A 24,510-nucleotide genomic window follows, 5' to 3' on the forward strand; every position below is an offset into this window, starting at 1 on the left:
ACACTTTGTATCCAATTAGCTGTAATCAAAATTTAAAACATGAATTGCTCACATAGAATCTTCTTTTGGAAGATAAGTGGTGTGATTTTTTGTTAAATGAAGGAAGGTATTGGAAAGCTATGAATAAAACAATTTTAAAAACATGTATCATATCAGCAGTTTTAGGTGGAGTTCTATTAACTGAAAAAGGTGGAGAGGTGAAAGCAGAAGAGATTACACCACAAACGAATCATACTGGTGTATTCAAAGATGTTCCACAGGGGCACTGGGCATATGAGGCGATTCGTCAATTAAAAGATGAGAAAATCATTTTTGGCTATGATGATGGGAGATTTGGTTTTGGAGATAGCGTAACACGCGAACAAGTTGCAGCTTTACTGTATCGTTATTTTAATCTGGCAGAAGACAAAAATTATCAGAACTTATATGGAGACGTAAGTGAAGAGTCAACAAGCTATATAAAGGAAATCTTGTCTTTAACAGAAATGGGTGTTTTTAAGGGTGACGAGCATGGGAACTTTAGACCGAAGGCATCCTTAACACGTGCAGAAATGGCACAGGTTCTTACAAATGCTTTTCATTTAAAGGCAAAGAGTGATCACACTTTTAATGATGTTTCAACGAACTCATGGGCAAGAAATGCAATTAGTGCTGTTCAAACAAATAATATTGCAAAAGGAGTAGGCGGAGGGAACTTTGCTCCAAATATGGATGTGACGCGTGAACAGTATGCACAATTTTTATACAATGCAATACAAGAAACTGAGCAAACTCAACAAACGAAAGGGCAACTATTAGCTAGCATACTTGGTGAAACAAATTGGCAAGGGACAAAAGTCTATGACAAAGATCATAATGATTTAACGAAAGAAAATCAAAATTTCATTGGGCTTGCAAAGTATGATGCTAAAACGGCAAGGTATGAATTTTTTAATGCAAATACAGGAGAGAGTCGTAATGATAGCGGTACCTTTTTTATAACCAATGATGGAAAGAAAAGAGTGTTAATTTCTGAGACGCAAAATTATCAAGCAGTTGTTGAATTAACGCAATTAGATAAGGAGAAATTTACATATAAAAGAATGGGGAAAGATGCAAAAGGGAACGATGTAGAAGTATTTGTTGAACATGTTCCTTATCATGAAAAAGAGCTGTCTTTCACGCGACCTGATAAAAATTTAGAGAGCACGACGGGTAAAATAGTTACAGACGTTGATGGAGATGAAATTTTATCTAGTACACTATGGAACGGAACCTTGGTATTAGACGAACAGGGTAATAATGTAACAAAATATAACTCAAACTTAATCAGTCTAGCAAAATATGATAAAAATACAAATAAATACGAGTTTTTCAATGTGAATACAGGAGAAAGTCGTGGGGACTATGGTTTCTTTGATGTTGTACATGGTAATAAAATAAGAGCTCACGTTTCGTTAGGAAATAATAAATACGGTGCAGTTCTTGAACTTACTGAATTAAATAAAGAGAAATTTACGTATACAAGAATGGGGAAAGATGCGAATGGAAAAGATATCAAAATCTTCGTTGAGCATGAACCGTATACAGGTGACCTAAAACCAAATTTCACAAAGTAAGCCTTTACTGTAGCAAAGGCATTATGTTAGAAAATGTTAGTAAGGAAAAGCTTGAGTGATTAGGTAATTAAAATAGTTGTTTATAGACAAATAGATGCCTTGAGGCATCTATTTGTAGTTTTAAAATGATTTTAATACAAACTCTCTATTAACTTACTACTTGCACAACCATACATTTTCGTACTTTTATTTATTCTCTTTATATTCATGAACTTTTTCTTTTACATTACCCACAGTATCTTTAGCAGTGCCTTTTACTTTATCCCATTTTCCTTCAGCTTGTAATTTTTTATTGTCAGTTACTTTCCCGACAACTTCTTTTACTTCACCTTTTACCTTATCAATGGCACCTTCTACTTTTTCTTTTAAACCATGATCATGCTTACTCATACATTTTTCCTCCTTGTAGTTTGATTAGAATTCTCTTTTCATATTGCAAGTTGAATGATGTATCTAGTAATAGCGTAACAAATTTAGTTTGAATATTCAAATGATTAATAGAGTTGAAAAGGAATTGTCATAAAGTGTATAAAGTTGTAATGAGAAGAGAAAGAATGTTAATTACATGTCTTTTGCGGTCCAGATTGATTTTGTATAAGCGATTTTCATATGGGCACGTTCCATATTATTTTGACTGCTGCTACCAAACCTTGCTTGCCCAACTATTAAATGACAATTGGATTCAATAGCTGTCTCAATTCTTTTTTGAATTAATGTAGTATGACAGCCTTTACGCTGAAATTCTGGCAAAGTAGTAGAAGCAGCTAATGAAGCAACACCATTATTTATATAGAGTACTCCTATACTAGCAGGAGTGTTTTGAATTTCAGCTATGAAAAAATGCCATCCTGGTTTATTATAAAGAATTTCGTTATTTTGGCGCACGCCATCTTTTGTAAAGGATGGCATGTTAAAACCACGTACATATATATCTGCAAAAATATCAAACTCATTTTCTTTTAGTGTGCGTACTGAAATGTTAGAAGGAAGAAGAGATGGACCTTCTTTTGGTTTACTATATAAAGCAGTATGGAAGCTAGAGTGGTAAAATCCTTTTTGAGATAAGTATTGAAATAGTTCAGCTGTACCTTGCGCTGGTGTAATTTCAAAACGGCAAGGGATTTGTAGTGAGTGATAATAAGAGATAATCGCATCTATCTCATCTGTATTTGTAAAGGTAACGCCTTTTACTGTGTTAAAAGCAGGACCAGCAATTACTTTGGATGAAAAGGCAGTGGCACTCCCGAATTTTTTCATTTGTACTTGCATCGGGTTGTCGCGTATTGCTTGCAGTAGCGCTAATCTAGAAGAAAGCATATGTATTTCTGCGTTTTCAATTTCTTGTGCTGTATTGACTGTCGTAACTGTACTCATAAGATTCCCCCGTCAATAAATATATTTCATAGTACATATACGATGTTTGTTCTGAGATTCCTGTTGAAATGTAAGAGAATAAGAGGTTTTTTGGAAGGGAAATGGAAGTGAACTGTCGAAGGGAGTAGAAACAGATTAAAGGTGGTGCTCTCATGAAACAGAAAGACGTGCAGACATGCTCTAATTGTGGTTCTCATAACATAGGAGAAGGGGAGTTTGTCGGTTATGCACAAATACGGAAAAAGGAGACGATGTTCACATCTTCACCAGTAGATGCTTATATTTGTACAGATTGCGGGAATATTCTTTTATTAAAAGTACGACATTACGAAAAGTTTAAGCAGAAGCCGTTATGATTATTGAGAAGTAGTTTTATTAGGGAAGTTAATAAGAGTAATATTTTACATATATATGAGTAGGCCTCAGATAAAGAGATGAAAACATATGCTGTACATAGTTCGTTATATGACACATAAAAATATATAGAAGAAATTGTGAGGTAATAGGAGGAAGAAAAAACAGCTCCTCTTGGAATGCTTCATATTAAAAACTCCTTTAAATGAATAAGGGAGTTTTTGGTTTTTTATAACAATGATTACCTATAATTGTTATAATTGGTTATTAGGAGAGTTTGTTTTATTAACGTCACAATCATATAAGGAAAATAGCTAAATAGTATATAAAACCGCTATATAACACAATCGCAACCGTAAGTTGACAAAGTGCAACCGCAGAAAGATAGAGATAAGGGCAATGCTTACATACAATTTAGTTAAGAAAACAAAGGGGGACACACATATGGGATTTGGTGAAAAGCTTTTTAAATTAAGAAAGGAAAAGGGCCTTTCTCAAGAAGCATTAGCTGAGAAATTAAACACGACAAGGCAAGCGGTTAGTAAATGGGAAAACGCTCAAGGTTTTCCTGAAACTGAAAAGTTAATAATGATTGGAAATGTATTTGAAGTATCACTCGACTATTTATTAAAAGAAACAGCTGAGCAAAGTAATGAAAATGTGGATGGCTATTACGTAAGTAAGGAAATGGCAGAAGGGTATATAGTGTATGGACAAAAAATTTCTAAATATATCGCGTTAGGATTTAGCTTGCTCATTTTATCGACAATACCGTATTTACTATTTAAGGAAAGTGCAACAATGTCGACATTTCTTGTTATTATCATTGCTGTCCTTGGAATTGGAGCGATGATGGTACCTGTAACGATAGAAGAGAGTCGATACAATGTATTGACAAAGGAAGAACTATTATTTGATCAAAATTTTCTAAAAGAATTGACAAAAAGATATGCGACTATTAAGAAGAAGTATGCGGCAGTGATGATTGTTGGATTTTGTTTTATAGCTGCAGGAGCGATACCGTTTTTGTTTGAGAAAAAACATATCACTTCAGGGGAATTAGTGCAGTATTACCCTTACTGTGTTGTACTTATTGCTATTGGAGTTTATCTTTTTGTTCGTGTTGTAGGAGTGTGGGAGATGTATCGAATTTTAGTAGAAAATAAAGAGTACAGTAATCGTTTTATTTTCAAATTGAAAAAGAAAGTGAGAGAAAAAGTGGATAATTTTTAATAGGAGAAAACATACTTTTATGAAAAGTTAAGATAGGAGTGTAATGATGTCAAATCTTCTAGAAATTAAAAACTTGAGTAAATCATTTGGAAACAAAGTTGTTTTAAGAGATGTTTCCTTCAATGTGCCGTCTGGATCAATTGTTGGATTCATTGGTGACAATGGGGCTGGGAAATCAACCACCTTTAAAACAGTATTACAATTAATTTCTAAAGAGAGCGGTACAGTAAAAATATTCGGTGAAGAAAATATAAATAAAGATGCCAAGATTAAGGAAAAGATAGGAGTCGTATTTGATGCTATGAATCTACCGGCTCATCTTACAATAAAGCAACTAAATAAGGTTTTTGAAAAGATGTTTGAATCTTGGGACCAAGATAATTTTTATAGATTAGTAAATACTTTCTCTTTACCTACTAATGAGAAAGTAGGTAAATTTTCGCGTGGGATGTCAATGAAACTAACTATAGCTGTTGCACTGTCGCATAATGCCAGATTATTAATCCTAGATGAGGCAACGGGAGGTCTTGATCCTTCATCTAGGGAGGGTGTGTTAGAGGAATTAAAAAGTTTTGTGAGTAAAAGTAACGGTGGTATATTACTTTCTTCTCATATTATGAGTGATGTAGAAAAAGTAGCTAGCCACCTTATCATTATAAAAGATGGAGAAATTTTATTGAACGAAGAAAAAGATAAGGTTTTAGACAGTTACGCCATTGTAGATGTTGACGTGGAACAACTAGCTTTAATCAACAAAGATATAGTTGTGGTAAAGAGAGACCATGGTTCTTATTTCAATGTACTCGTATCAGATGTGCATAAATTACCAAGTGGTATTGCTCATAGAACCATCTCGATAGAAGAAATGAGTGTCTTAATAACGAGGAGTGAAAAATAAATGAGAGGTTTATTATTGACGAACTATTATCTAGTGTATCGAACTTTCTTTATGTTCATGGGAATAGCGATATTGGGAGCCGGATTTGTTTTTTATTTTGGTGATGCTTCAATGTATCGTTTAATTGCTACGTTCATTATCTTATTTGCTGCGATTCCTGCACTTGAAGTTATTAAATATGAGAGTAAGTCAGGTTATGAAAAATATGTACTTACTTTACCGGTTACTAGAAATAACATTGTGCAAAGTCACTACCTATTCTATTTTTTAGTTGTAATTATTGGTACTTTATTATCGTATGGCATATTTTATGTACATGGTTTCGTTTCAAATACACCAATTGATGATGATATATTTAAGAGTGTTTCTTTAGGGACGTTCATCATTCTTAATGCCGGAGCAATAGCCTATCCACTCCTCTATGTTTTTGGAGCAGAAAAATCTGATGCTATTACAATTGGAGGCGCATGCGGGGGGCTTGTTATGTATTTTGGACTACAAAGTGTAATTGGCTATCTAATAGAACAATTTCCAATATCAAATGTAAATTCATCTTTATACGTTTCAATTTTATATATGATATTTGGTGTTATCATATATATCTTTTCTTTTGTTATTTCGGTATTTATATATCGTAAGAAGGAATTTTAGTATGTTTTCTCTTAGTATTTTCTGAATTATTTCCAAAGGAATAATTCAGAAAATACAGAAAAATATCGTAATTATTTGTAGAAGTCTGTTATAATAAACAAAAAATGAAAACGCTTTAAAGGGGGATATAACCAATATGATGATGAATGTACCGCTAACAATTAGTTCTATGATGGAAAGAGCAGAAAAACTGTTTTCAAAGAAAGAAATTGTTTCACGGACACATGATACAGTTACGACATTAACGTATAAGCAGTTAGGTAAAAGGACGAGAAGGCTTTCCAGTGCGTTGAAAAAGTTAGGAATTAAAGAAGGCGAGCGTATAGGAACGTTAGCGTGGAATCATCATCGACATGTGGAAGCGTATTTTGCTATTCCTGGTATTGCTTCCGTTTTACACACAATTAATATTCGTTTATCTCCTCAACATATTTCATATATTATTCAGCATGCAGAAGATCGAATTCTACTTATCGATGAAGATCTCGTACCACTCGTTGAAAAAATTCAATCACAATTATCAACTGTACAAGCCTACATTATTATGACAGATAAAGATGAACTTCCAAAAACTACACTTCAGCCTGTATATCATTATGAAAAGCTATTAGAAGAAGGCGATCCAAATTTCCAATTTGTAAAAGATATTGATGAAAATACACCTGCTGGTATGTGTTATACGTCAGCGACTACAGGAAATCCAAAAGGTGTTGTATATACGCATCGTAGTACTGTTTTGCATTGTATGGCACTCGGTTTAGCGGATACAGCTGCTTTATCGGAAAGTGATGCGGCAATGGCGATTGTACCGATGTTCCATGTGAACGCTTGGGGACTTCCTTTCGCAGCTACTTGGTTTGGGTCAAAACAAGTTCTGCCAGGACCAATGTTTACGCCCAAAATTTTATTAGAAATGATTCAAGCAGAAAAAGTGACGTTAGCTGCCGGTGTGCCGACAATTTGGCTCGGTGTATTACAAGAGTTAGAAAATAATAGTTACGATTTATCTAGTATGACGAGAATACTATGCGGTGGTGCAGCTGCACCGAAAAGTGTTATTAAAGCATTTGAACAGAAACACAATGTTCCTTTTATACATGCATATGGGATGACGGAAACGAGTCCACTCGTAACACTTGCACGTTTAAAAAGTTATGAAACAGAATTATCGTATGAAGAGCAATTAGAAATCCGATCAAAACAAGGATATCTTGTACCTGGTGTAGAGATGAAAGTAGTCGGTACAAATGGTGAAGTAAAGTGGGATGGTACGGAGATGGGAGAACTATGTTTACGAGCACCATGGATCGCTGAAAGATATTATAACGATGATCGTACTGTTGAAGGCTTTCGTGATGGCTGGTTATATACAGGAGACGTCGTTACGGTTGATGAGGAAGGCTGCGTGAAAATCGTTGACCGTACGAAAGATGTTATTAAAAGCGGTGGAGAATGGATTTCCTCAGTTGACCTTGAAAATGCTTTAATGGCACATGATGCTATATTTGAAGCGGCTGTCGTTGCTGTACCTCATCCGCAGTGGCAAGAGCGACCGGTTGCCTGCGTTGTTCAAAAGAAAAATAGTACAGTAACAAAAGAAGAAATATATGAGTTTTTAAAACCACAGTTTGCGAAGTGGTGGTTACCAGATGATATTGTATTTATGGAAGAAATACCGAAAACATCTGTTGGGAAGTTTTTAAAACAAGCGCTTCGGAAAGAACTTGAGCATTTGCATAAAGAGAAATAATTGAATTTATATTTGTAAACCAATTATAAAAACGAGTTGACAAAGGGTGGGTAGAAAGATAATATAACTCCTATAATATGTTATCTAAAAATTATTTTAAGTTTACAAATAGGAGAAGCAAATATGAATACAAAAAACTTAGTTTTCGTCGCTTTATTTAGTTCTATTATGGGAGTACTAGGGTTAATACCCCCAATTGCTCTTTCTATTACACCAGTTCCAATTACATTACAATCACTTGGTGTTATGCTTGCTGGTGGACTGTTAGGATCACGTCTTGGTGCAATAAGTCAGCTTATTTTCTTACTTATTGTAGGAGTTGGAGCACCATTACTTGCTGGTGGACGAGGTGGCTTTGGTGTATTTGTTGGGCCAAGTGCAGGATATTTACTTGGTTATATCGTTGGAGCGTTTGTCATTGGTTATTTAATTGAGCGTTTACGTGAAGTTTCTATTATAAAAGTATTATGCATTAATTTAATTGGTGGTATTTTCGTAGTTTATGTATTTGGTATTATTGTACAAGCTTTCGTGATGGATATTTCTATATGGCAGACAATGAAAGTAAGTGTCGTATTTTTACCAGGTGATTGTATAAAAGCGATTATAGCAGCGATTCTTGTAACGAAATTACATCGTTCATTGAAACATATTATTACACCTGCTCTAAAGAGTGGGAAATATACAAATGCGGGATAAGAAAGAGAAGAAACACGTTCATTACGTGTTTCTTTTTATTATTTTGTAAAGAAAGGACGTCTCAAATGGGGATTACAAAAGAATATAAAAAGCATGCCTCTTTACAACCAAATAAAATAGCGATAAAGGAAAATGATCGAGTTTTAACATATAAAGAGTGGTTTGAGTCAGTGTGTAAAGTAGCAAGCTGGTTGAATGAAATAGAATCGAAGAATAAAACGATAGTAATTGTATTAGAAAATCGTATAGAGTTTTTACAACTATTCGCTGGTGCTGCTATGGCCGGATGGGTTTGTGTACCATTAGATATAAAGTGGAAACAGGATGAGCTCAAAGACAGAATTGCAATCAGTAATCCGGATATGATTGTGGCAGAGCGATACAAGATCAATGATTTACCGGATGAAGAAGGAAGAGTAGTTGAAATTGATGAGTGGAAAAGGATGATAGAGAAATACCTTCCTACATATTCCTCTATAGAAAATGTACAAAATGCTCCTTTTTATATGGGATTTACATCAGGATCAACTGGGAAGGCAAAAGCATTTTTACGTGCACAACAATCGTGGGTTCATAGTTTCGATTGCAATATACATGACTTTCATATGAAAAAAGAAGATTCTATTTTAATAGCTGGGACGCTCGTTCATTCTCTTTTTTTATACGGTGCAATAAGTGCATTATATGGAGGGCAAACGGTGCATATTATGAGAAAGTTCATTCCAAATCAAGTGCTGGATAAGTTAGAAATGGAACGTATTTCGGTCATGTATACAGTTCCGACAATGCTAGAATCTTTATATAAAGAAAAAAGGGTAACAGGAAATGAAATGAAAATTATTTCGTCAGGAGCGAAATGGGAAGCTGAGGCGAAAGAAAAAATAAAGAGTATGTTTCCTTATGCGCAAAAATATGAGTTTTACGGTGCATCGGAACTAAGTTTTGTAACAGCATTAGTTGACGAAGAGAGCGAAAGAAGGCCTAATTCAGTAGGGAAACCTTGTCACAATGTGCAAGTTCGAATATGTAATGAGGCAGGAAAAGAAGTACAGAAAGGTGATATAGGAACTGTTTATGTGAAAAGTGATCAGTTTTTTATGGGATACATATTGGATAAGGTTTTAGTTCCAGAGTTGACTGCAGATGGCTGGATGACAGTGCGAGATGTAGGTTATGAAGATGAAGAAGGCTTTATTTATATTGTCGGTAGAGAGAAGAATATGATTTTATTTGGAGGAATTAATATTTTCCCAGAAGAAATAGAAAGTGTATTACATGAACATCCAGCCGTTGATGAAATAGTTGTAGTTGGTGTGAAAGATAGTTACTGGGGTGAAAAACCTGTCGCCATCGTAAAAGGAAGTGCTACGAGGCAACAATTAAAGAGTTTTTGCTTACAACGATTATCCTCGTTTAAAATACCGAAAGAATGGCATTTTGTAGATGAAATACCGTATACAAATAGCGGGAAAATCGCTCGTATTGCAGCAAAACATATGCTTGAAAACCAGGAGAAGATATATGAATAGAGCGATTATTGTAGAAGCGAAAAGGACACCTATTGGTAAGAAGAATGGGATGTTAAAAGACTATGAAGTTCAGCAATTATCAGCACCGCTTCTTACATTTTTAAGTAAAGGAATTGAGAGAGAAATAGACGATGTTATATTAGGGAATGTTGTTGGACCAGGAGGGAATATTGCGAGATTATCTGCTTTAGAAGCAGGACTTGGCTATCATATTCCGGGTGTAACGATTGACCGGCAATGTGGTGCCGGATTGGAAGCGATTCGCACCGCATGTCATTTCATTCAAGGCGGAGCAGGTAATTGTTATATTGCAGGAGGAGTAGAGAGTACAAGTACGTCACCTTTTCAAAATAGGGCGCGATTTTCACCAGAAACAATTGGCGATCCTGATATGGGAGTAGCGGCTGAATATGTTGCAGAACGTTATAACATCACGAGAGAAATGCAAGACGAGTACACTTGCATTAGTTATAAACGAACACTGCAAGCATTAGAAAAAGGATATATACATGATGAAATATTGTCTTTTAATGGATTATTAGATGAATCTATAAAGCCAGAAATGAATTATGAACGAATCATTAAAAGAACAAAACCCGCATTTTTACAAAATGGTACAGTAACGGCAGGTAATTCATGCGGTGTAAATGATGGGGCATGTGCCGTTCTTGTAATGGAAGAGCGGCAAGCTCGAAAATTAGGATACAAGCCTGTTCTTCGTTTTGTTCGCAGTGCTGTAGTTGGAGTGGATCCAAATCTTCCGGGAACTGGTCCGATATTTGCGGTGAATAAATTATTAAACGAAATGAATGTAAAGGTAGAGGACATTGATTATTTTGAAATAAATGAAGCATTTGCTTCAAAAGTTGTAGCTTGTGCAAAGGAGTTACAAATTCCGTACGAGAAATTAAATGTAAATGGTGGTGCAATTGCACTCGGTCATCCGTACGGTGCATCTGGAGCTATGCTTGTAACGCGCTTGTTTTATCAGGCGCAAAGAGAGCATATGAAATACGGAATTGCAACGTTAGGAATTGGGGGCGGAATAGGGCTTGCTTTATTATTTGAGAAAGTAGAAGACTAGAAAGGAACTAGTTTTCTACTCTTTGAGGAATATAAGCGTTGCTACCAGGCTTTGCTTTTATTTCATTCCAAGCGGCGATTGCATCAGCTTTTGATTTCCCTTTGTTATTTGGATCTTCGAAAAAGTCGCGAGTAAAGCGATTGTATTCAAACTGCGAGCTGATAGTTGTTTTATAAGTAGGATCTTTTTTTCGTTCGTTTTCTTCATACCAAAACGTTATCGCATCTTCATATGTTTTTCCAACATTCTCTTTAAAAAACTTTTGAAGAGCTACTGTAAAGCGGAAGTTTGCTCCGATTTTTTCTTTGAAAAAGGCACGAACATCTTCGCTACAGCGGTGATTTTTAGTAATAATCGTTTGAAGAGAAAGGTCTTTATAAGAGAGGGAAGCTTTACTCACCTTTTGACCAGAGCTGTTTTTCAATATTTTACCAGTATGTAAATAATGTGAGATACGCTCGGTTATTTCAATCTTAGAGCCGCTAGCTGGCAAATCATGTTCACGACAAAATATTTGAAGTTCTTCTTTTAACCAATAATAGTTTTGGAAATCTTCAAGTGATATAGACTTTGTTAGAGGTGGACGCATAAATGTAACAACTTCTTTCTTCCATAATTTTCTTCAATTATAAAACATACGTTCTTTTTAGGGAAGGATTAATTTGTAAATATAATGGGAAGAGGAGATTGCATATGGAAAATGTAATGCAAGTTCGTGTTACAGGAATTTTAATTGAAGATGAAAAGGTATTGCTAGTAAAGCAAAAAGTTGCTAATCGAAATTGGTCTTTACCTGGAGGAAGAGCAGAGAATGGCGAAACGTTAGAGGAAGCAATGATTTGAGAAATGAGAGAAGAGACAGGGTTAGAAGTTAACATTCAGAAGCTACTCTATGTTTGTGATAAACCAGATGCTCGCCCGTCTTTATTGCATATAACGTTTTTGCTTAAAAGGATTGAAAGTGAAATTATGCTACCTTCTAACGAGTTTGATCATAATCCGATTCATGATGTGCAAATGGTGCCAATTAAAGATTTAAGTCATTATGGTTTTTCGGAAACTTTTATCAATCTTATAAGTGAAGGTTTTGTAAATGCAGGGAGTTATCAAGGTTTGAAACAAAATATAGGTCTGTAAATATAGTGGAAGGATAGCCGTTCGCTATCCTTCATAACATGCTTTACACTGCTGACTGTAAAGAAGAAACAAGTTGATTTAAAAACTCATCCCCAGTCATAATCGCTTTCCCGCCACCACGAGCACTTTTTTTATTTCCGCCACCCTTTCCTTCAATGGCAGGAAGTGCATCTTTTAAAAGAGCATTCATATCAAGCGTGACCGTTTTTCCGCAAGCAAGAATACATTGTAATTTGTCCTCGTTTTCAATAATGAAATATGTAATGGCATGTTCTTGTTGTTCTGTAATAATAGCGGATAGTTTTGAGATTTCTTGCATAGAACGATTTGTAAACACTTTAGAAATAAGTATGCTAGCATGTATTTCGGCAGGCTGTTGAAGTAGTTCATTTGCCTCTGCATATAATAATTTTTCATTCATTGTTTGTATTGTTTTTTCGTTTTCTTTTTGAGAAGTAAGCAGTTGTGCTACTTTTGCTGGAATATCACTCTCGCTACTGTTTAATTGTTTGGAAACATCCTTCATAATTTGTTGTTGTTGCCCTATTAATTTAAGTGTGCGCCAGCCAGCGATAAACGTTAGTCGTATGCTACCTTTATTGCGTTCCCAGCTAAGAGCTTGAATAGGACCTACTTCACCAGTACGTTTCGGGTGTGTTCCGCCGCAGCCGTTATAATCAAAGTTTTCGATCATAACAACGCGTATATTTTCTGTCATATTCGGTTCTTTACGAAGAGGTAATGTTTTCGCTTCTTCTAAGTCCATCCACTCTATACGGATTGGATGGTTTTCAAAAACTATATTGTTTGCAATTTGTACTGCTTTTTCAACTGTTTCTGTATGCAGATTTTCTGTTTCTAAATCGATTGTTACCGTTTCTCTACCAAGATGGAATCCAATCGTAGGTATGTTAAAATGATCCCTAAAAGAAGCAGATAAAATATGCTGAGCCGCATGTTGTTGCATGTGATCAAAACGGCGCTCCCAATTGATTTTACCTTCTACTTCTTCTGTATGTAATTGTTCTGTAATGAAGTGGCGGATTTCTTCGTTGACTTCTTCAACACCAAATACAGTAATGCCATTTAAAGTTCCAGTATCATGGGGCTGCCCGCCACCTGTTGGATAAAATGCCGTTTCATTTAAAACAACGTATAAGTTACCGTCTTTATCATAATCTTGCTTTATAACTTTAGTAGTAAAGTCTTGCTTATAAGCGTCAGTGTAATATAATTTGTGCTCCAATTTTCTTTCTCCTCTCGTATTAACTAGTTTCATTGTAAAGCAATTGAAATTAGTTTCCTAATATTTCAGAAGAAAGAAACTATTTTTAGAATTTTCTTGCTATAATAAGAAAAAGAAAATGCGGGGGTGGAATGAATATGTTGTATGAAAACGGCGTAGATAAACTGCTTAGTTTAAGCAAAAATATTTCTGAATTGTATCGAGAATTAAACGAAATGACCCGGATTTTAACGGATTGTAACCGTGAAAGTGTGAAGTTTGATCGGTTATATGTAAAAGAGGTAATGTGGAAGAAAGAAGATGTAATCGAGAAATATGACCAGTTACTTGTACAACTTTGTATAAATGAATGCTTTGATCTAAAAAGTGTTATTACAGGGGAATATAAGTATACATATGAAGAAGTAGAAAACATCGTTTTACAATTTAATGAAAAGTATAATGTAGCAATTTTAATTAAAGATGTTTGTAAAGAATTACAGTTTACATATGGCATAGATATGGATATAACGAGAACAGCTCGAGTATCAACAGCTCAAGTATAAAAAGGGAAAAGAAAGCAGATCCTTTGCTTTCTTTTTTTATGTGATAACAGGGAGAGTAGGTTTTTAAGATGAAGGGGAAGTTACAAAATATTCATCCGTTAGGAATGACAATTATAATAGGGACTTTATTTGCGAGGTTCGCCACGTCAATGAGTATTCCTTTTTTAGCAGTTTATTTAACGACTGTTAAAGGCGTATCAGCTGGAATGACGGGTGCTATTATTGGAACGAGTGCACTTGTTGGAGTGTTTGCCAGTTTTATCGGAGGGAATTTATCTGATCGATTCGGTCGAAATATGATTCTAATATGGTCCATGATCGTTTGGGTGTTTGTATTCATAGGATTTTCACTTGCAGATCATGTTTTAAGTTTCTTTTTATTAAATGCTTTGAATGGATTATGTAGGTCCTTTTTTGAACCGACGTCAAGAGCATTATTATCAGATTTAACGAAACCAGAGTATCGTTTACTCGTATATAATTTGCGTTACGGTGCAATCAATGTTGGAGTAGCGATTGGGCCACTTGTCGGATTACAAATCGGAAGCGCAAAATCTACAATTCCTTTTTTAGTAGCAGCGGGAGTATATATTCTATATACAGCTATATTAGCATTCCAATTTAAGAGGTATCCAATTGAAAAAAAGAAAGTAAATATAGAAAAGCCTGTCACGATGTTAAATGCAATTCGCATTTTGCGAAAGGATGTCGTATTTTTAGTTGCGTTAGTTGGTATTATTTTGAGTAATTGTGGTTTTTCTCACTTAACGACGACGGTATCACAATATTTTGCAAATGCGCATATATTCCAGGATGGAGTGAAATTATTTTCATATATGTTAGCTTTAAATGCGATTGTTGTAGTCGCAATTCAATACCCTGTTATTCAAATGTGTAAAAAGTATACACCGTTAGTATCCATTATGGTGGGAACTTTATTTGTGAGCGGAGGATTGTTTGGGTTTGGAGTAGTAGAATCTATGCTAGGTGCTGCCATGTGTACAATTGTTTTTACAATTGGAGAAGTTCTCATGTTTTCAATGACGGACGTATTTATAGATGATATAGCTGTTTCACATTTAAAAGGCACATATTTTGGAGCAATGGGGTTTTCAGGAATTGGAGCAGTAATTGGTCCATGGTTTGGGGGAGTACTTCTCGATTATTACGGGTACCAAAATGGATTTGTAGTATTTTCAGCGCTAGCTATATTTTCAACTGTAGCGTTTCCAGTTCTGTTAGTTACGAAAGGTTTATTGAAAAAAAGATATGATGGAAATTCTAATATGAAAGTACATGCGAAATAACATAAGCCCCAGTTACCAACTGGGGCTTATGTTTGTATTATATTAACTCTTAATTTGAAAAAAGAACTTGCTTTTCATGTTTATCAGCTACTTCATTTTTGGAAATATGAATGGCTAAATATCCATTCTCTAAGCAGGCTAGCATCTTCTTATAAATAATATTATCGGGTAAAGGAATGATCCTCTGCAAAGAAATATTTTTATGAAGTATGCAAATGTTTAGGCCTGTCTTCATCTTTTTAATGACTACATTTTGTTCTGTCACATTTGGTACATCTGTTTCCAAAATGTATTCTTGTTCCGTTTCACAAAGGTCAATATGAATTTGATTTGGGAAACTAAAGTTGCTACAAGAATCAGAACAAAACTGATCCATCCATTCTTCGAAACCATCAACATGAAAAAGACAATCCTTCTTTTTCTTGCCCATGTAAGACACCCTCCATAAAATCTCAATTCATACTATGTTATGCATGAATGAAGTAGGGGTGAAGAATAAATGGAAAAATATAAATATTGTATGTGGAAAAGGTAGCTAGTGTGCACCTTTTGTTTTACATATCATGATGCGCATGATGTTTTTGGCGTGAATGGTTACGGTTTTTTACTTTATGAGATCCGCTTAACGGTTCAGGTTGTCCCTTTTTTTCTTTTGCTTCACGATTGTTTTTTCCCATTGTATATGACACCTCCTCTTTCTCTTTAGAATGAGAGAAGTTTGCAAATTTATACGAGAATGTTTTTAGAAAAAAAGGTAAAGATAATTGGGACTAACTATTATGGAAAGGGGATTGTATAATGCCATATCATAAAGATAAACAACAAGCGTTTCAAGCAGCTCAGCAAGGCGTTACACAAGCAGAAAATGCATTTAACAACATTGTAAAAAATGATCCAAACTACGGTCATGATTTAAAAGAATTACGCCAAGAGGTTCAGGAAGCGTATGAACAGATTCAAAATGCACTAGAAGTAGCTTCGGAAACACAACGCCCACAACTTGAGCAATACGAAAATAACCTTCAAAATATTATGCAGCATGTAGATCAATTAGAAAAGTAAATGAGGTTGTTGTGTATTCGACAACCTCATTACTTTAACGAATATTATGCGAAAACAGAAAATTTTTCTACTCGTTTTTTCTTTATTATGCGCAGTACATATATTTCAAGTTGAAAAAGTGGAAGCGAAAATGTTGCTCAGAAAAGAGCTAGAACCAACTGGCTATGTAACATGGGAAGTACCTAATAATGAAAAGATTATTGCTATTACATTTGATGATGGGCCGGATCCAACTTATACACCACAAATTTTAAATTTATTACGCCAATATAAAGCAGAAGCGACATTTTTTATGATTGGATTTCGAGTTCAGCGTAATCCATATTTAGTGAAACAAGTGTTAAAAGAGGGACATGAAATTGGAAATCATACGATGAACCATTTGTATGCGAGTAATTCATCAGATGAAAAATTAGAAAATGATATTTTAGATGGAAAGAAATTTTTCAAAAAATGGGTGAAAGAACCTTTACTCTTCCGTCCACCTGGTGGATATATTAACGATGCTGTGTTTAAAACAGCGAAAGAAGCTGGTTATCAAACTGTTCTATGGTCGTGGCATCAAGATCCACGTGATTGGGCAAATCCAGGGGTTGAATCCATTGTAAATCATGTAGTGAAAAATGCTAAAAGTGGAGATATCGTATTGTTACATGATGGAGGAAATAATCGTAGTCAAACAGTAGCAGCGTTAGCAAAAATTTTACCTGAACTGAAAAAGCAGGGCTATCGATTTGTAACGGTTTCGGAATTGTTACGTTATAAACATTAGAAAAAATCCCAAAAGGTGAATGTTCCTTTTGGGATTTTTTGTTACTGGTTCTTTTTGCGTTTCTTATTATTTTGTCGTTCTGCAGCAGTTAAGTTTTCATTTGCAAACTCTTCGTTATAACCAGCACCTTGTCCTTGTGCGGATGCAGCATTCATTCCTGAAATAGTATGATTTGCTTTTCGTTTACCCATTTTATTTCACCTCTATAATATTTTTTGTATGTTGAATGATGAGCAGTTCATAGTATGTATGAACTGTAAGTAAACCGCTAATAAAGCACTTTACTTTATGGTAATAGTATTCATAAGGAGCATGAAAGCTATTCAAATTTAGAAACATAAAGAAAACTTATGATAATCTATAAGTTTCTTATTATTTACTTATTTAGAAAGTTGTAATAAGATATTATCGTAAGGTATTGAAAAGTTTGTCTACATTTTATATTCAGACAACTTAGTCACGTTTAACAGGGGGGAAACATAATGGTCAAACATAATCCATTTCAATCACGTGCAACTTTTGAAGTAGATGGAAAAACGTATCATTATTATGATTTGAAAGCGCTTGAAAACGCAGGGGTTGGCAACGTATCTCAATTACCATATTCCGTGAAAGTTTTACTTGAATCAGTACTTCGTCAAGTAGATGGACGTGTAATTACAGAAGAGCATGTTACAAATTTAGCGAAATGGGGAACGAAAGATGTGCAAGATATCGATGTTCCATTTAAACCATCTCGTGTAATTTTACAAGATTTCACTGGTGTTCCAGCTGTTGTAGATTTGGCTTCGCTTCGTAAAGCAATGGCAGACATGGGTGGGGATCCTGATAAAATTAATCCAGAAATTACTGTAGACCTTGTAATTGACCACTCTGTACAGGTTGATAGAGCGGGTACGGCAGACGCGCTTGCATTCAACATGGACTTAGAGTTTAAACGTAATGAAGAACGTTATAAATTTTTAAGCTGGGCACAAAAATCATTTGATAACTATCGTGCAGTTCCACCAGCTACAGGTATTGTACACCAAGTAAACCTTGAATATTTAGCACCAGTCGTTCATGCTGTGAAAAATGCTGAAGGAGACTTAGTTGCATACCCAGATTCATTAGTTGGAACAGACTCACATACAACAATGATTAACGGTATCGGCGTTCTTGGATGGGGCGTTGGTGGTATTGAAGCAGAAGCAGGAATGCTTGGACAGCCTTCATACTTCCCAGTACCTGAAGTAATCGGTGTGAAATTAACTGGTACACTTCCAAGTGGTACTACAGCAACTGACGTTGCATTAAAAGTAACACAAGTATTACGTCAAAAAGGTGTAGTTGGTAAATTCGTTGAGTTCTTCGGTAATGGACTAAAGAGCATGCCTTTAGCTGACCGTGCAACAATTTCAAACATGGCACCAGAATACGGTGCAACTTGTGGATTCTTCCCAATTGACGATATTTCATTAGAATACTTACGTTTAACAGGTAGAGATGAAGAACAAATTCGCGTTGTTGAAGAATATTGTAAAGCGAACGGCTTATTCTATACAGCAGACAGCAAAGATCCAATTTACACTGATCTTGTTGAAATTGATTTAAATACAATTGAATCTAACCTTTCTGGACCAAAACGCCCACAAGATTTAATTCCACTTTCAGATATGAAAGATGCGTTCCACAAAGCTGTTGTAGCACCAGTTGGAACACAAGGACTTGGATTTAATGAGCAAGAGTTCGATAAAGAAGTGAAGGTTACATTAGAAGATAAAGAAGTAACGATGAAAACAGGTGCAATTGCAATCGCTGCAATTACAAGCTGTACAAATACATCAAACCCATACGTATTAATTGGGGCAGGACTAGTTGCGAAGAAAGCAATTGAAAAAGGGCTTGTAGTACCTGAGTACGTAAAAACATCATTAGCACCAGGATCTAAAGTTGTTACTGAGTACTTAGATAAATCAGGTTTAACAACATATTTAGATCAATTAGGTTTCCAAACAGTTGGTTACGGCTGTACGACTTGTATCGGTAACTCTGGTCCACTAGCAGAGGAATTAGAAGAAGCAATCGCAGCAAACGATTTATTAGTAACATCTGTTTTATCTGGTAACCGTAACTTTGAAGGTCGTATTCACCCGCTTGTAAAAGCAAACTATTTAGCATCACCACCACTTGTTGTGGCATATGCACTTGCAGGTACTGTTGATATTGACCTGAAAAATGATGAAATCGGTAAAGATGCAAATGGCAAAGCTGTTTACTTCAACGATATTTGGCCATCAGCTAAAGAAATTGAAGATGTAGTTCAAAACGTTGTTACATCTGAACTGTTCAAGAAAGAATATGCACAAGTATTTAACAGCAATGAGCGTTGGAATGAAATCCAAACTTCAAACGAAGCTTTATATACTTGGGATAATGATTCAACATACATTCAAAACCCACCGTTCTTTGAAGGATTATCTAAAGAGCCAGGTGAAGTTGAAACGTTATCAGGCTTACGCGTAGTTGGTAAATTTGGTGATTCTGTAACGACAGACCATATTTCACCAGCAGGTTCAATCGGTAAGCACACACCAGCTGGACGTTACTTATTAGAGAACGGCGTACAACCAGTTGACTTCAACTCTTACGGTTCTCGTCGTGGTAACCATGAAGTTATGATGCGTGGTACATTCGCGAACATTCGTATTAAAAACCAAATCGCACCAGGAACAGAAGGTGGATATACAACATATTGGCCAACTGGTGAAGTAACATCAATCTATGATGCTGCTATGAAATATAAAGAAGATGGCACAGGCCTTCTAGTTGTTGCAGGTAAAGATTACGGTATGGGAAGTTCTCGTGACTGGGCTGCGAAAGGTACAAACTTATTAGGTATTAAAGCAGTAATCGCAGAAAGCTTCGAGCGTATCCACCGTAGTAACTTAGTATTAATGGGCGTATTACCACTACAATTTAAAGATGGCGAAAGCGCTGAAACATTAGGTCTTGTTGGTAACGAGTCATTTGAAATTCAAATCGACAAAACAGTTAGACCACGCGATCTTGTAAAAGTAGTTGCAACTGATGCAGATGGCAATGAAAAACAATTTGAAGTAGTAGCTCGTTTCGATAGTGAAGTTGAAATTGACTACTACCGTCACGGTGGTATTCTGCAAATGGTTCTTCGTGAGAAAATTGAAGAGTCTAAAGTGTCGAACTAAATAATTGAAATGAACGATAAGGAAGCTAACAACTGTTAGCTTCCTTATTTTATGAAAAGGGATGAAACCATTTGGTTTCATCCTTTTCTTTTTACTATAAAAAATGGAGGAAACGTCATGAAAGAATATAAAAGAATATTGTTACCGTTACAGAAAGAAAAAATATTAGTAATAGCAGCTGTATGCAGTGGTTTTTTTGCAGCTATTTTAAATTTATACCGTCCACTATTTATGGGGCTAATTGTAGATAACCTTATTCAACGGGAATTAAAAGGTGCGTATTTGTACATCGCATTGTTTGCGGGTAGCCGCTTTATGATGTGGATAAACAATCTTTCATTCGATTATGTAAGCTCAAAAGCAAGTCAGCGAATATTACGAGAGAAGCGTATAGATGTATTGCGCCATTTTTTTCTATTACCGTTTGAAGAGAGTGAGAAAATCAAACAAGGAGAGTTAGAAACTTTAGTCGTATCTGATATTCCGAACTGGGTCAGGTTATATGGTTCTATATTAATAGAATATATACACGCTATTGCGCAATTTATCGGTGCGATCATAGCACTGCAACATATAGATACACAGTTCATCTGGTGGATTACTCCGTTTTTATTTCTAAGTGCAGTTGTTCCAATGATTATAGGCAAAAAGGTAAGAAATATTGCAAGTCTTGCTCAAAAAAATCAATCAAGTGTTGTAGAGATGGTTTCACAGTTTGTAAAAGGTGCAGAAGATTTACGTAGTTTGCAAAAAGAAAAATGGGCTATTCGCTTATTTAAAGGAGTAACGGCGAAATCTTATAAAACAGAAGTAAAGAAGACGATGATGCAACACTGCATTGGAGTGGTTGGAACAGTTATTGAAACAGGAGCATATATCGTTGTTATCATTGTAGGCGCACAAAAAATAATGAAGGGGGAAATGGAAGTTGGATCACTTGTTGCAGTGTTAGCTACAATTGAAATGCTCTTTTTCCCAGTCCGTTACGTGGGCGAATTACTAATGATGACACAAGTTGCAGTCGCTTCGGCAAATAGAGTTTTTTTCTTTTTAGATAAAAGAGTGGCAGATAGTCATGTAGAAAGAGCGATGGGGATGACGATAACAAATGTTTCATTTCAGGAGAGTGAAGAAGAGAAATGTAGAATTAATAATATTGATTTAAAAATTAATCCTGGTGAATTCGTTATCATTGTCGGAGAAAGTGGTGCAGGAAAAACAACGCTTTTAAAATTAATGACAGGTTTGTATAAACCATCTAACGGTAGCGTTGTTTATTATGGTCAAAAGGCAAGAATGACTACAGTGTGGCAAGAACCTCGTTTCTTTCGGACGACCGTAAAAGAGAATATATATTTCGGGGAGGAGTATTTAGAAAACGAGTTAGAAAAAAATATTGAACTTATAAATATGAAGCCGATAATTAGAGATTTACCTAAGGGGATTCAAACTGTACTACATAAAAGTGGAGAAGAGTTTTCGGGAGGAGAAAGAAAACGTCTTGCATTATTACGAGCAATTGGTTCAAATCCGAATCTTATTATTTTAGATGAACCGACTGCGGGGTTAGATCCGAGTAATCAAGAAACTGTTTGGAATATGATTGAAGGATTAGGAAGAGATGTAACGAGAATTGTGGCATCACATGATGTAGAGAAAGTGATACTAGCGGATCGTGTTGTCATAATGAGGGAAGGAAGTATTGTTGCGTGTGGAAGTCCTGAAAAATTAATAAATAGTCATTCATTTTGAAAGAGATGTGAATAAAGATAAGAGCAGTGCCCTTATCTTTATTCAACATCATTTATTTGATATTGGATAGATTCTGAATGATTTAGATCTACGTTAAAAATAGCAGTCGTAAGGAAAGTTGCAATTCCAAGGATTAAGAAAAGGACGAATGAGACTAGAGCGATGTAAAGACAAATACGCCCTACTTTCTTTTTTTCAAGATCGTTACTAAAGAGTGAAATGATCCATGTAATAATACCGATTGGGTATAAAAGAAAACTAAGAATATATAATGTTATTTTTTCGAATGAATTCATAAAAAATCCCCCTTTTATTGAAGTTTATATAACTACGGAAGTAAAAGGTGAATAGGCCCATAAGAAGATAAACAACACTTTATTTGTGTTTCTAATTATATGATAAAAAGGAAAAAAATACACTTTAAATAAGAATATTCTAATTATTTCGACTGTGAATATTTCCAAGCTTGTCCGTATAAGCTAAAATAAGGTATATAGTATTTGGGTGAATATGTTAGAAGACAAACACGTTAGGGTGATATAAAATGTGGCGGAAGCTTACGATTATTGTAGTGTTACTTTGTTTAGCGGGATATGCAGCTTATGAACAGTTTGGTAAAAACGATCGGGTGGTACAAGGGGAGCAAGAACAAAGTGAAGCTGCTATGAAAGAGATGATTGCAAGTAATGGTATTGAAATAGGGAAGAGTGCGCCAGACTTTGAATTAACGAAGTTAGATGGAACGAATGTAAAGCTATCAGATTTAAAAGGAAAGAAAGTGATTTTAAACTTTTGGGCAACGTGGTGTGGACCTTGCCAACAAGAAATGCCGGATATGGAGGCTTTCTATAAAGAACATAAAGAAAACGTAGAAATTTTAGCGATAAATTATACACCTTCAGAAAAAGGTGGGGGGGTAGAAAAGGTAAGTAATTTTGCTAAGGAAAAAGGAATTACTTTTCCTATTTTATTGGACAAGAATATTGATGTGACAACAGCCTACAAAGTAATTACGATCCCAACTTCGTATTTTATAGATACAAAAGGTGTCATTCAAGATAAGTTTATTGGACCGATGACGCAAAAAGAGATGGAGAAACGGATTGCTAAATTAAAATAATGGTGAAAAGGTAGGGATGGAATCTAATCATTCCTACCTTTTCCTTTTCACGTAGTGATAGCAGCATGTTATGATAAAAGAAATATAAACGTTTAGAGATAAGGAGGGGTTGGAGTGGGGAATATATCCTTACCGTTAGATTATGTTGTAATTGATTTTGAAACAACAGGATTTAACCCTTATAATGATAAAATTATTCAAGTAGCAGCAGTGAAATATCGTAATCATGAATTAGTAGATCAGTTTGTGTCCTATGTGAATCCAGAGCGGTCAATTCCGGACCGAATAACGAGTTTAACAGGTATTACAAATTATCGTGTTTCAGATGCACCGACAATTGAAGAAGTATTACCTTTATTTTTAGCATTTTTACATACAAATGTAATTGTCGCTCATAATGCATATTTTGATATGCGTTTTTTGAAAAGCAATGTAAATATGCTTGGGTTACCGGAACCTAAAAATAAAGTAATTGATACTGTGTTTTTAGCAAAGAAATATATGAAGCACGCGCCTAATCATAAACTTGAAACGTTAAAGCGAATGCTTGGAATTCGTTTAAGTTCACATAATGCATTTGATGATTGTATTACGTGTGCAGCTGTGTATCAAAAATGTGCATCTATTGAAGAACAAGGGAAGCGGAAAGTACCAAATGATGAACTTGATGAACCTGCGGTATACGAAGCAGTGAAAGGAATACTTGCCCGCAATGAACGTAATGTAGAATGGCTTCGTTGTATGAACGTAGGGAGTTATTTAGATATAAAAGCCTTTTATCCAGTTATGAGAGTAAAAGTAAAAGGTCGAAAGAAATACATATTAACAGATATATTAGAAGATGATGTGAAAGAAATATGTACGAGTTTAAATTGTGAACCAGCGTTAAAAAGCGAAGTTGGTAATACGAGAATTATGTTGAATAGCTTAGAGGATGTCCTGAAATTAGAGAATTATATTTTAGAGCAGTATGATTTTGTACTGCAAGCGCTGCGTGATTATAAACAAAGTGAAATGAATGCAGATGAAAAGCTAAAAGAGTATTTAAATATTATGGTATAAAAAATTCCGTGTACAATGTATTGTACGCGGAATTTTTTTAGGAGTACTAAAAAATAAAATTTTCTTGCAAATCTGATTAAAGAGTTTTTCCTTGGCTCATACTATGTAATAAGAAAGCGAAGGAGAGAGGG

At 35.1% G+C, this 24,510-nt stretch carries 25 protein-coding genes and 1 pseudogene; 18 read left to right on the top strand and 8 right to left on the bottom strand.

Translation table 11 applies throughout. The features are described 5' to 3' along the window. The first annotated feature begins 119 nt into the window (after positions 1 to 119). Positions 120 to 1,598, top strand: a complete 1,479-nt coding sequence (locus tag DN390_RS16440; protein WP_060633171.1) for a DUF4822 domain-containing protein — start codon at positions 120 to 122, stop codon at positions 1,596 to 1,598. 186 nt (positions 1,599 to 1,784) lie between these two features. Here DN390_RS16440 and DN390_RS16445 read toward each other — a convergent pair whose 3' ends face one another. Next, positions 1,785 to 1,988 carry a CsbD family protein gene (locus DN390_RS16445; protein WP_147807842.1) on the bottom strand — a complete coding sequence of 68 codons (204 nt, stop codon included), beginning with the start codon at positions 1,986 to 1,988 and terminating at the stop codon, positions 1,785 to 1,787. 171 nt (positions 1,989 to 2,159) lie between these two features. Continuing rightward, entirely contained in the window at positions 2,160 to 2,972 is an 813-nt protein-coding gene (locus tag DN390_RS16450) for a GNAT family N-acetyltransferase (RefSeq protein ID WP_147807843.1), read from the bottom strand. A 152-nt stretch (positions 2,973 to 3,124) separates the two neighbouring features. Between DN390_RS16450 and DN390_RS16455 the strand changes: the two genes are divergently transcribed. The 8 genes from DN390_RS16455 (at position 3,125) to DN390_RS16490 (ending at position 11,170) form a co-directional block, all read left to right on the top strand. After that, the gene (locus DN390_RS16455; RefSeq protein WP_000810206.1) at positions 3,125 to 3,328 is read left to right on the top strand and encodes a hypothetical protein; all 204 of its coding nucleotides are present in this window, start codon (positions 3,125 to 3,127) and stop codon (positions 3,326 to 3,328) included. A gap of 442 nt (positions 3,329 to 3,770) precedes the next feature. Next, positions 3,771 to 4,559, top strand: a complete 789-nt coding sequence (locus DN390_RS16460) for a helix-turn-helix domain-containing protein (protein WP_060631842.1) — start codon at positions 3,771 to 3,773, stop codon at positions 4,557 to 4,559. 46 nt (positions 4,560 to 4,605) lie between these two features. Further along, a complete protein-coding gene (locus tag DN390_RS16465; protein ID WP_147807844.1) occupies positions 4,606 to 5,457 on the top strand; it encodes an ABC transporter ATP-binding protein in 852 nt (283 codons plus the stop codon). Then, positions 5,458 to 6,108, top strand: coding sequence for an ABC-2 transporter permease (locus tag DN390_RS16470; RefSeq protein ID WP_147807845.1), 651 nt, complete (start codon positions 5,458 to 5,460; stop codon positions 6,106 to 6,108). It begins immediately after the preceding gene. 136 nt (positions 6,109 to 6,244) lie between these two features. Next, positions 6,245 to 7,858, top strand: a complete 1,614-nt coding sequence (locus DN390_RS16475) for a long-chain fatty acid--CoA ligase (protein WP_147807846.1) — start codon at positions 6,245 to 6,247, stop codon at positions 7,856 to 7,858. Positions 7,859 to 7,981: 123 nt separating this feature from the next. Continuing rightward, positions 7,982 to 8,557, top strand: a complete 576-nt coding sequence (locus tag DN390_RS16480) for a biotin transporter BioY (RefSeq protein ID WP_147807847.1) — start codon at positions 7,982 to 7,984, stop codon at positions 8,555 to 8,557. 65 nt (positions 8,558 to 8,622) lie between these two features. Further along, complete coding sequence (locus DN390_RS16485) at positions 8,623 to 10,086, top strand: acyl-CoA synthetase (protein ID WP_147807848.1); 1,464 nt, start codon at positions 8,623 to 8,625, stop codon at positions 10,084 to 10,086. Then, positions 10,079 to 11,170, top strand: coding sequence for an acetyl-CoA C-acyltransferase (locus DN390_RS16490; RefSeq protein ID WP_147807849.1), 1,092 nt, complete (start codon positions 10,079 to 10,081; stop codon positions 11,168 to 11,170). Before DN390_RS16485 ends, DN390_RS16490 begins: the two co-directional genes overlap by 8 nt. A gap of 7 nt (positions 11,171 to 11,177) precedes the next feature. Here the strand turns inward: DN390_RS16490 and DN390_RS16495 are convergent, their stop codons facing one another. Beyond that, positions 11,178 to 11,759, bottom strand: coding sequence for a DUF6434 domain-containing protein (locus DN390_RS16495; protein WP_060631835.1), 582 nt, complete (start codon positions 11,757 to 11,759; stop codon positions 11,178 to 11,180). 104 nt (positions 11,760 to 11,863) lie between these two features. On the opposite strand from DN390_RS16495, the pseudogene DN390_RS16500 reads away from it, so the two are divergent. Next, a pseudogene (locus DN390_RS16500) lies at positions 11,864 to 12,307 on the top strand (NUDIX hydrolase). 43 nt (positions 12,308 to 12,350) lie between these two features. On the opposite strand, the gene DN390_RS16505 reads toward DN390_RS16500, so the two are convergent. Next, positions 12,351 to 13,553: an alanyl-tRNA editing protein gene (locus tag DN390_RS16505; RefSeq protein ID WP_147807850.1), complete on the bottom strand. Its 1,203-nt coding sequence runs from the start codon at positions 13,551 to 13,553 to the stop codon at positions 12,351 to 12,353. Positions 13,554 to 13,690: 137 nt separating this feature from the next. On the opposite strand from DN390_RS16505, the gene DN390_RS16510 reads away from it, so the two are divergent. Further along, positions 13,691 to 14,098 carry a hypothetical protein gene (locus DN390_RS16510; RefSeq protein ID WP_000965145.1) on the top strand — a complete coding sequence of 136 codons (408 nt, stop codon included), beginning with the start codon at positions 13,691 to 13,693 and terminating at the stop codon, positions 14,096 to 14,098. 68 nt (positions 14,099 to 14,166) lie between these two features. Next, a complete protein-coding gene (locus DN390_RS16515) occupies positions 14,167 to 15,405 on the top strand; it encodes an MDR family MFS transporter (RefSeq protein WP_147807851.1) in 1,239 nt (412 codons plus the stop codon). A 49-nt stretch (positions 15,406 to 15,454) separates the two neighbouring features. Here the strand turns inward: DN390_RS16515 and DN390_RS16520 are convergent, their stop codons facing one another. Both DN390_RS16520 and DN390_RS16525 read right to left on the bottom strand, forming a co-directional pair. Continuing rightward, the gene (locus DN390_RS16520; RefSeq protein ID WP_000516744.1) at positions 15,455 to 15,835 is read right to left on the bottom strand and encodes an Hsp20/alpha crystallin family protein; all 381 of its coding nucleotides are present in this window, start codon (positions 15,833 to 15,835) and stop codon (positions 15,455 to 15,457) included. A 124-nt stretch (positions 15,836 to 15,959) separates the two neighbouring features. Next, positions 15,960 to 16,082 carry a small acid-soluble spore protein P gene (locus tag DN390_RS16525; RefSeq protein ID WP_000517649.1) on the bottom strand — a complete coding sequence of 41 codons (123 nt, stop codon included), beginning with the start codon at positions 16,080 to 16,082 and terminating at the stop codon, positions 15,960 to 15,962. A 121-nt stretch (positions 16,083 to 16,203) separates the two neighbouring features. Here DN390_RS16525 and DN390_RS16530 point away from each other — a divergent pair, with 121 nt between their 5' ends. Together DN390_RS16530 and pdaB are read left to right on the top strand one after the other, a co-directional pair. Further along, the gene (locus DN390_RS16530; protein WP_001146294.1) at positions 16,204 to 16,467 is read left to right on the top strand and encodes a hypothetical protein; all 264 of its coding nucleotides are present in this window, start codon (positions 16,204 to 16,206) and stop codon (positions 16,465 to 16,467) included. 46 nt (positions 16,468 to 16,513) lie between these two features. Beyond that, the gene (pdaB, locus tag DN390_RS16535) at positions 16,514 to 17,239 is read left to right on the top strand and encodes a polysaccharide deacetylase family sporulation protein PdaB (RefSeq protein ID WP_147807852.1); all 726 of its coding nucleotides are present in this window, start codon (positions 16,514 to 16,516) and stop codon (positions 17,237 to 17,239) included. 41 nt (positions 17,240 to 17,280) lie between these two features. Here the strand turns inward: pdaB and sspO are convergent, their stop codons facing one another. After that, positions 17,281 to 17,430 carry an acid-soluble spore protein SspO gene (gene sspO / locus DN390_RS16540; protein ID WP_000518051.1) on the bottom strand — a complete coding sequence of 50 codons (150 nt, stop codon included), beginning with the start codon at positions 17,428 to 17,430 and terminating at the stop codon, positions 17,281 to 17,283. A gap of 291 nt (positions 17,431 to 17,721) precedes the next feature. On the opposite strand from sspO, the gene acnA reads away from it, so the two are divergent. Then, positions 17,722 to 20,445, top strand: a complete 2,724-nt coding sequence (gene acnA / locus DN390_RS16545) for an aconitate hydratase AcnA (protein WP_060631830.1) — start codon at positions 17,722 to 17,724, stop codon at positions 20,443 to 20,445. A gap of 117 nt (positions 20,446 to 20,562) precedes the next feature. Further along, entirely contained in the window at positions 20,563 to 22,197 is a 1,635-nt protein-coding gene (locus DN390_RS16550; RefSeq protein ID WP_147807853.1) for an ABC transporter ATP-binding protein, read from the top strand. A gap of 38 nt (positions 22,198 to 22,235) precedes the next feature. On the opposite strand, the gene DN390_RS16555 is transcribed toward DN390_RS16550, so the two are convergent. Continuing rightward, positions 22,236 to 22,493 carry a hypothetical protein gene (locus tag DN390_RS16555; RefSeq protein WP_060631828.1) on the bottom strand — a complete coding sequence of 86 codons (258 nt, stop codon included), beginning with the start codon at positions 22,491 to 22,493 and terminating at the stop codon, positions 22,236 to 22,238. 248 nt (positions 22,494 to 22,741) lie between these two features. Here DN390_RS16555 and DN390_RS16560 point away from each other — a divergent pair, with 248 nt between their 5' ends. Together DN390_RS16560 and DN390_RS16570 are read left to right on the top strand one after the other, a co-directional pair. After that, positions 22,742 to 23,317, top strand: a complete 576-nt coding sequence (locus DN390_RS16560) for a TlpA family protein disulfide reductase (RefSeq protein ID WP_060631827.1) — start codon at positions 22,742 to 22,744, stop codon at positions 23,315 to 23,317. Between the two features lie 114 nt (positions 23,318 to 23,431). After that, positions 23,432 to 24,379 carry a 3'-5' exonuclease gene (locus DN390_RS16570; RefSeq protein ID WP_147807855.1) on the top strand — a complete coding sequence of 316 codons (948 nt, stop codon included), beginning with the start codon at positions 23,432 to 23,434 and terminating at the stop codon, positions 24,377 to 24,379. The last annotated feature ends 131 nt before the right edge of the window (positions 24,380 to 24,510 follow it).

Source organism: Bacillus sp. SH7-1 (genome assembly GCF_008042405.1).
Classification (GTDB): domain Bacteria; phylum Bacillota; class Bacilli; order Bacillales; family Bacillaceae_G; genus Bacillus_A; species Bacillus_A thuringiensis_N.

What these genes read in the sequence shown, in the direction of transcription:
- DN390_RS16475 (WP_147807846.1), top strand. Translation starts at nt 6,245, where the DNA reads ATGATGATGAATGTACCGCTAACAATTAGTTCTATGATGGAAAGAGCA.
- DN390_RS16510 (WP_000965145.1), top strand. Translation starts at nt 13,691, where the DNA reads ATGTTGTATGAAAACGGCGTAGATAAACTGCTTAGTTTAAGCAAAAAT.
- DN390_RS16515 (WP_147807851.1), top strand. Translation starts at nt 14,167, where the DNA reads ATGAAGGGGAAGTTACAAAATATTCATCCGTTAGGAATGACAATTATA.
- DN390_RS16485 (WP_147807848.1), top strand. Translation starts at nt 8,623, where the DNA reads ATGGGGATTACAAAAGAATATAAAAAGCATGCCTCTTTACAACCAAAT.
- pdaB (WP_147807852.1), top strand. Translation starts at nt 16,514, where the DNA reads ATGCGAAAACAGAAAATTTTTCTACTCGTTTTTTCTTTATTATGCGCA.
- DN390_RS16460 (WP_060631842.1), top strand. Translation starts at nt 3,771, where the DNA reads ATGGGATTTGGTGAAAAGCTTTTTAAATTAAGAAAGGAAAAGGGCCTT.
- DN390_RS16470 (WP_147807845.1), top strand. Translation starts at nt 5,458, where the DNA reads ATGAGAGGTTTATTATTGACGAACTATTATCTAGTGTATCGAACTTTC.
- DN390_RS16440 (WP_060633171.1), top strand. Translation starts at nt 120, where the DNA reads ATGAATAAAACAATTTTAAAAACATGTATCATATCAGCAGTTTTAGGT.
- DN390_RS16520 (WP_000516744.1), bottom strand. Translation starts at nt 15,835, where the DNA reads ATGGGCAAGAAAAAGAAGGATTGTCTTTTTCATGTTGATGGTTTCGAA.
- DN390_RS16560 (WP_060631827.1), top strand. Translation starts at nt 22,742, where the DNA reads ATGTGGCGGAAGCTTACGATTATTGTAGTGTTACTTTGTTTAGCGGGA.
- DN390_RS16490 (WP_147807849.1), top strand. Translation starts at nt 10,079, where the DNA reads ATGAATAGAGCGATTATTGTAGAAGCGAAAAGGACACCTATTGGTAAG.
- DN390_RS16450 (WP_147807843.1), bottom strand. Translation starts at nt 2,972, where the DNA reads ATGAGTACAGTTACGACAGTCAATACAGCACAAGAAATTGAAAACGCA.
- DN390_RS16530 (WP_001146294.1), top strand. Translation starts at nt 16,204, where the DNA reads ATGCCATATCATAAAGATAAACAACAAGCGTTTCAAGCAGCTCAGCAA.
- DN390_RS16495 (WP_060631835.1), bottom strand. Translation starts at nt 11,759, where the DNA reads ATGCGTCCACCTCTAACAAAGTCTATATCACTTGAAGATTTCCAAAAC.
- DN390_RS16480 (WP_147807847.1), top strand. Translation starts at nt 7,982, where the DNA reads ATGAATACAAAAAACTTAGTTTTCGTCGCTTTATTTAGTTCTATTATG.
- DN390_RS16555 (WP_060631828.1), bottom strand. Translation starts at nt 22,493, where the DNA reads ATGAATTCATTCGAAAAAATAACATTATATATTCTTAGTTTTCTTTTA.
- sspO (WP_000518051.1), bottom strand. Translation starts at nt 17,430, where the DNA reads ATGGGTAAACGAAAAGCAAATCATACTATTTCAGGAATGAATGCTGCA.
- DN390_RS16445 (WP_147807842.1), bottom strand. Translation starts at nt 1,988, where the DNA reads ATGAGTAAGCATGATCATGGTTTAAAAGAAAAAGTAGAAGGTGCCATT.
- acnA (WP_060631830.1), top strand. Translation starts at nt 17,722, where the DNA reads ATGGTCAAACATAATCCATTTCAATCACGTGCAACTTTTGAAGTAGAT.
- DN390_RS16550 (WP_147807853.1), top strand. Translation starts at nt 20,563, where the DNA reads ATGAAAGAATATAAAAGAATATTGTTACCGTTACAGAAAGAAAAAATA.
- DN390_RS16455 (WP_000810206.1), top strand. Translation starts at nt 3,125, where the DNA reads ATGAAACAGAAAGACGTGCAGACATGCTCTAATTGTGGTTCTCATAAC.
- DN390_RS16465 (WP_147807844.1), top strand. Translation starts at nt 4,606, where the DNA reads ATGTCAAATCTTCTAGAAATTAAAAACTTGAGTAAATCATTTGGAAAC.
- DN390_RS16525 (WP_000517649.1), bottom strand. Translation starts at nt 16,082, where the DNA reads ATGGGAAAAAACAATCGTGAAGCAAAAGAAAAAAAGGGACAACCTGAA.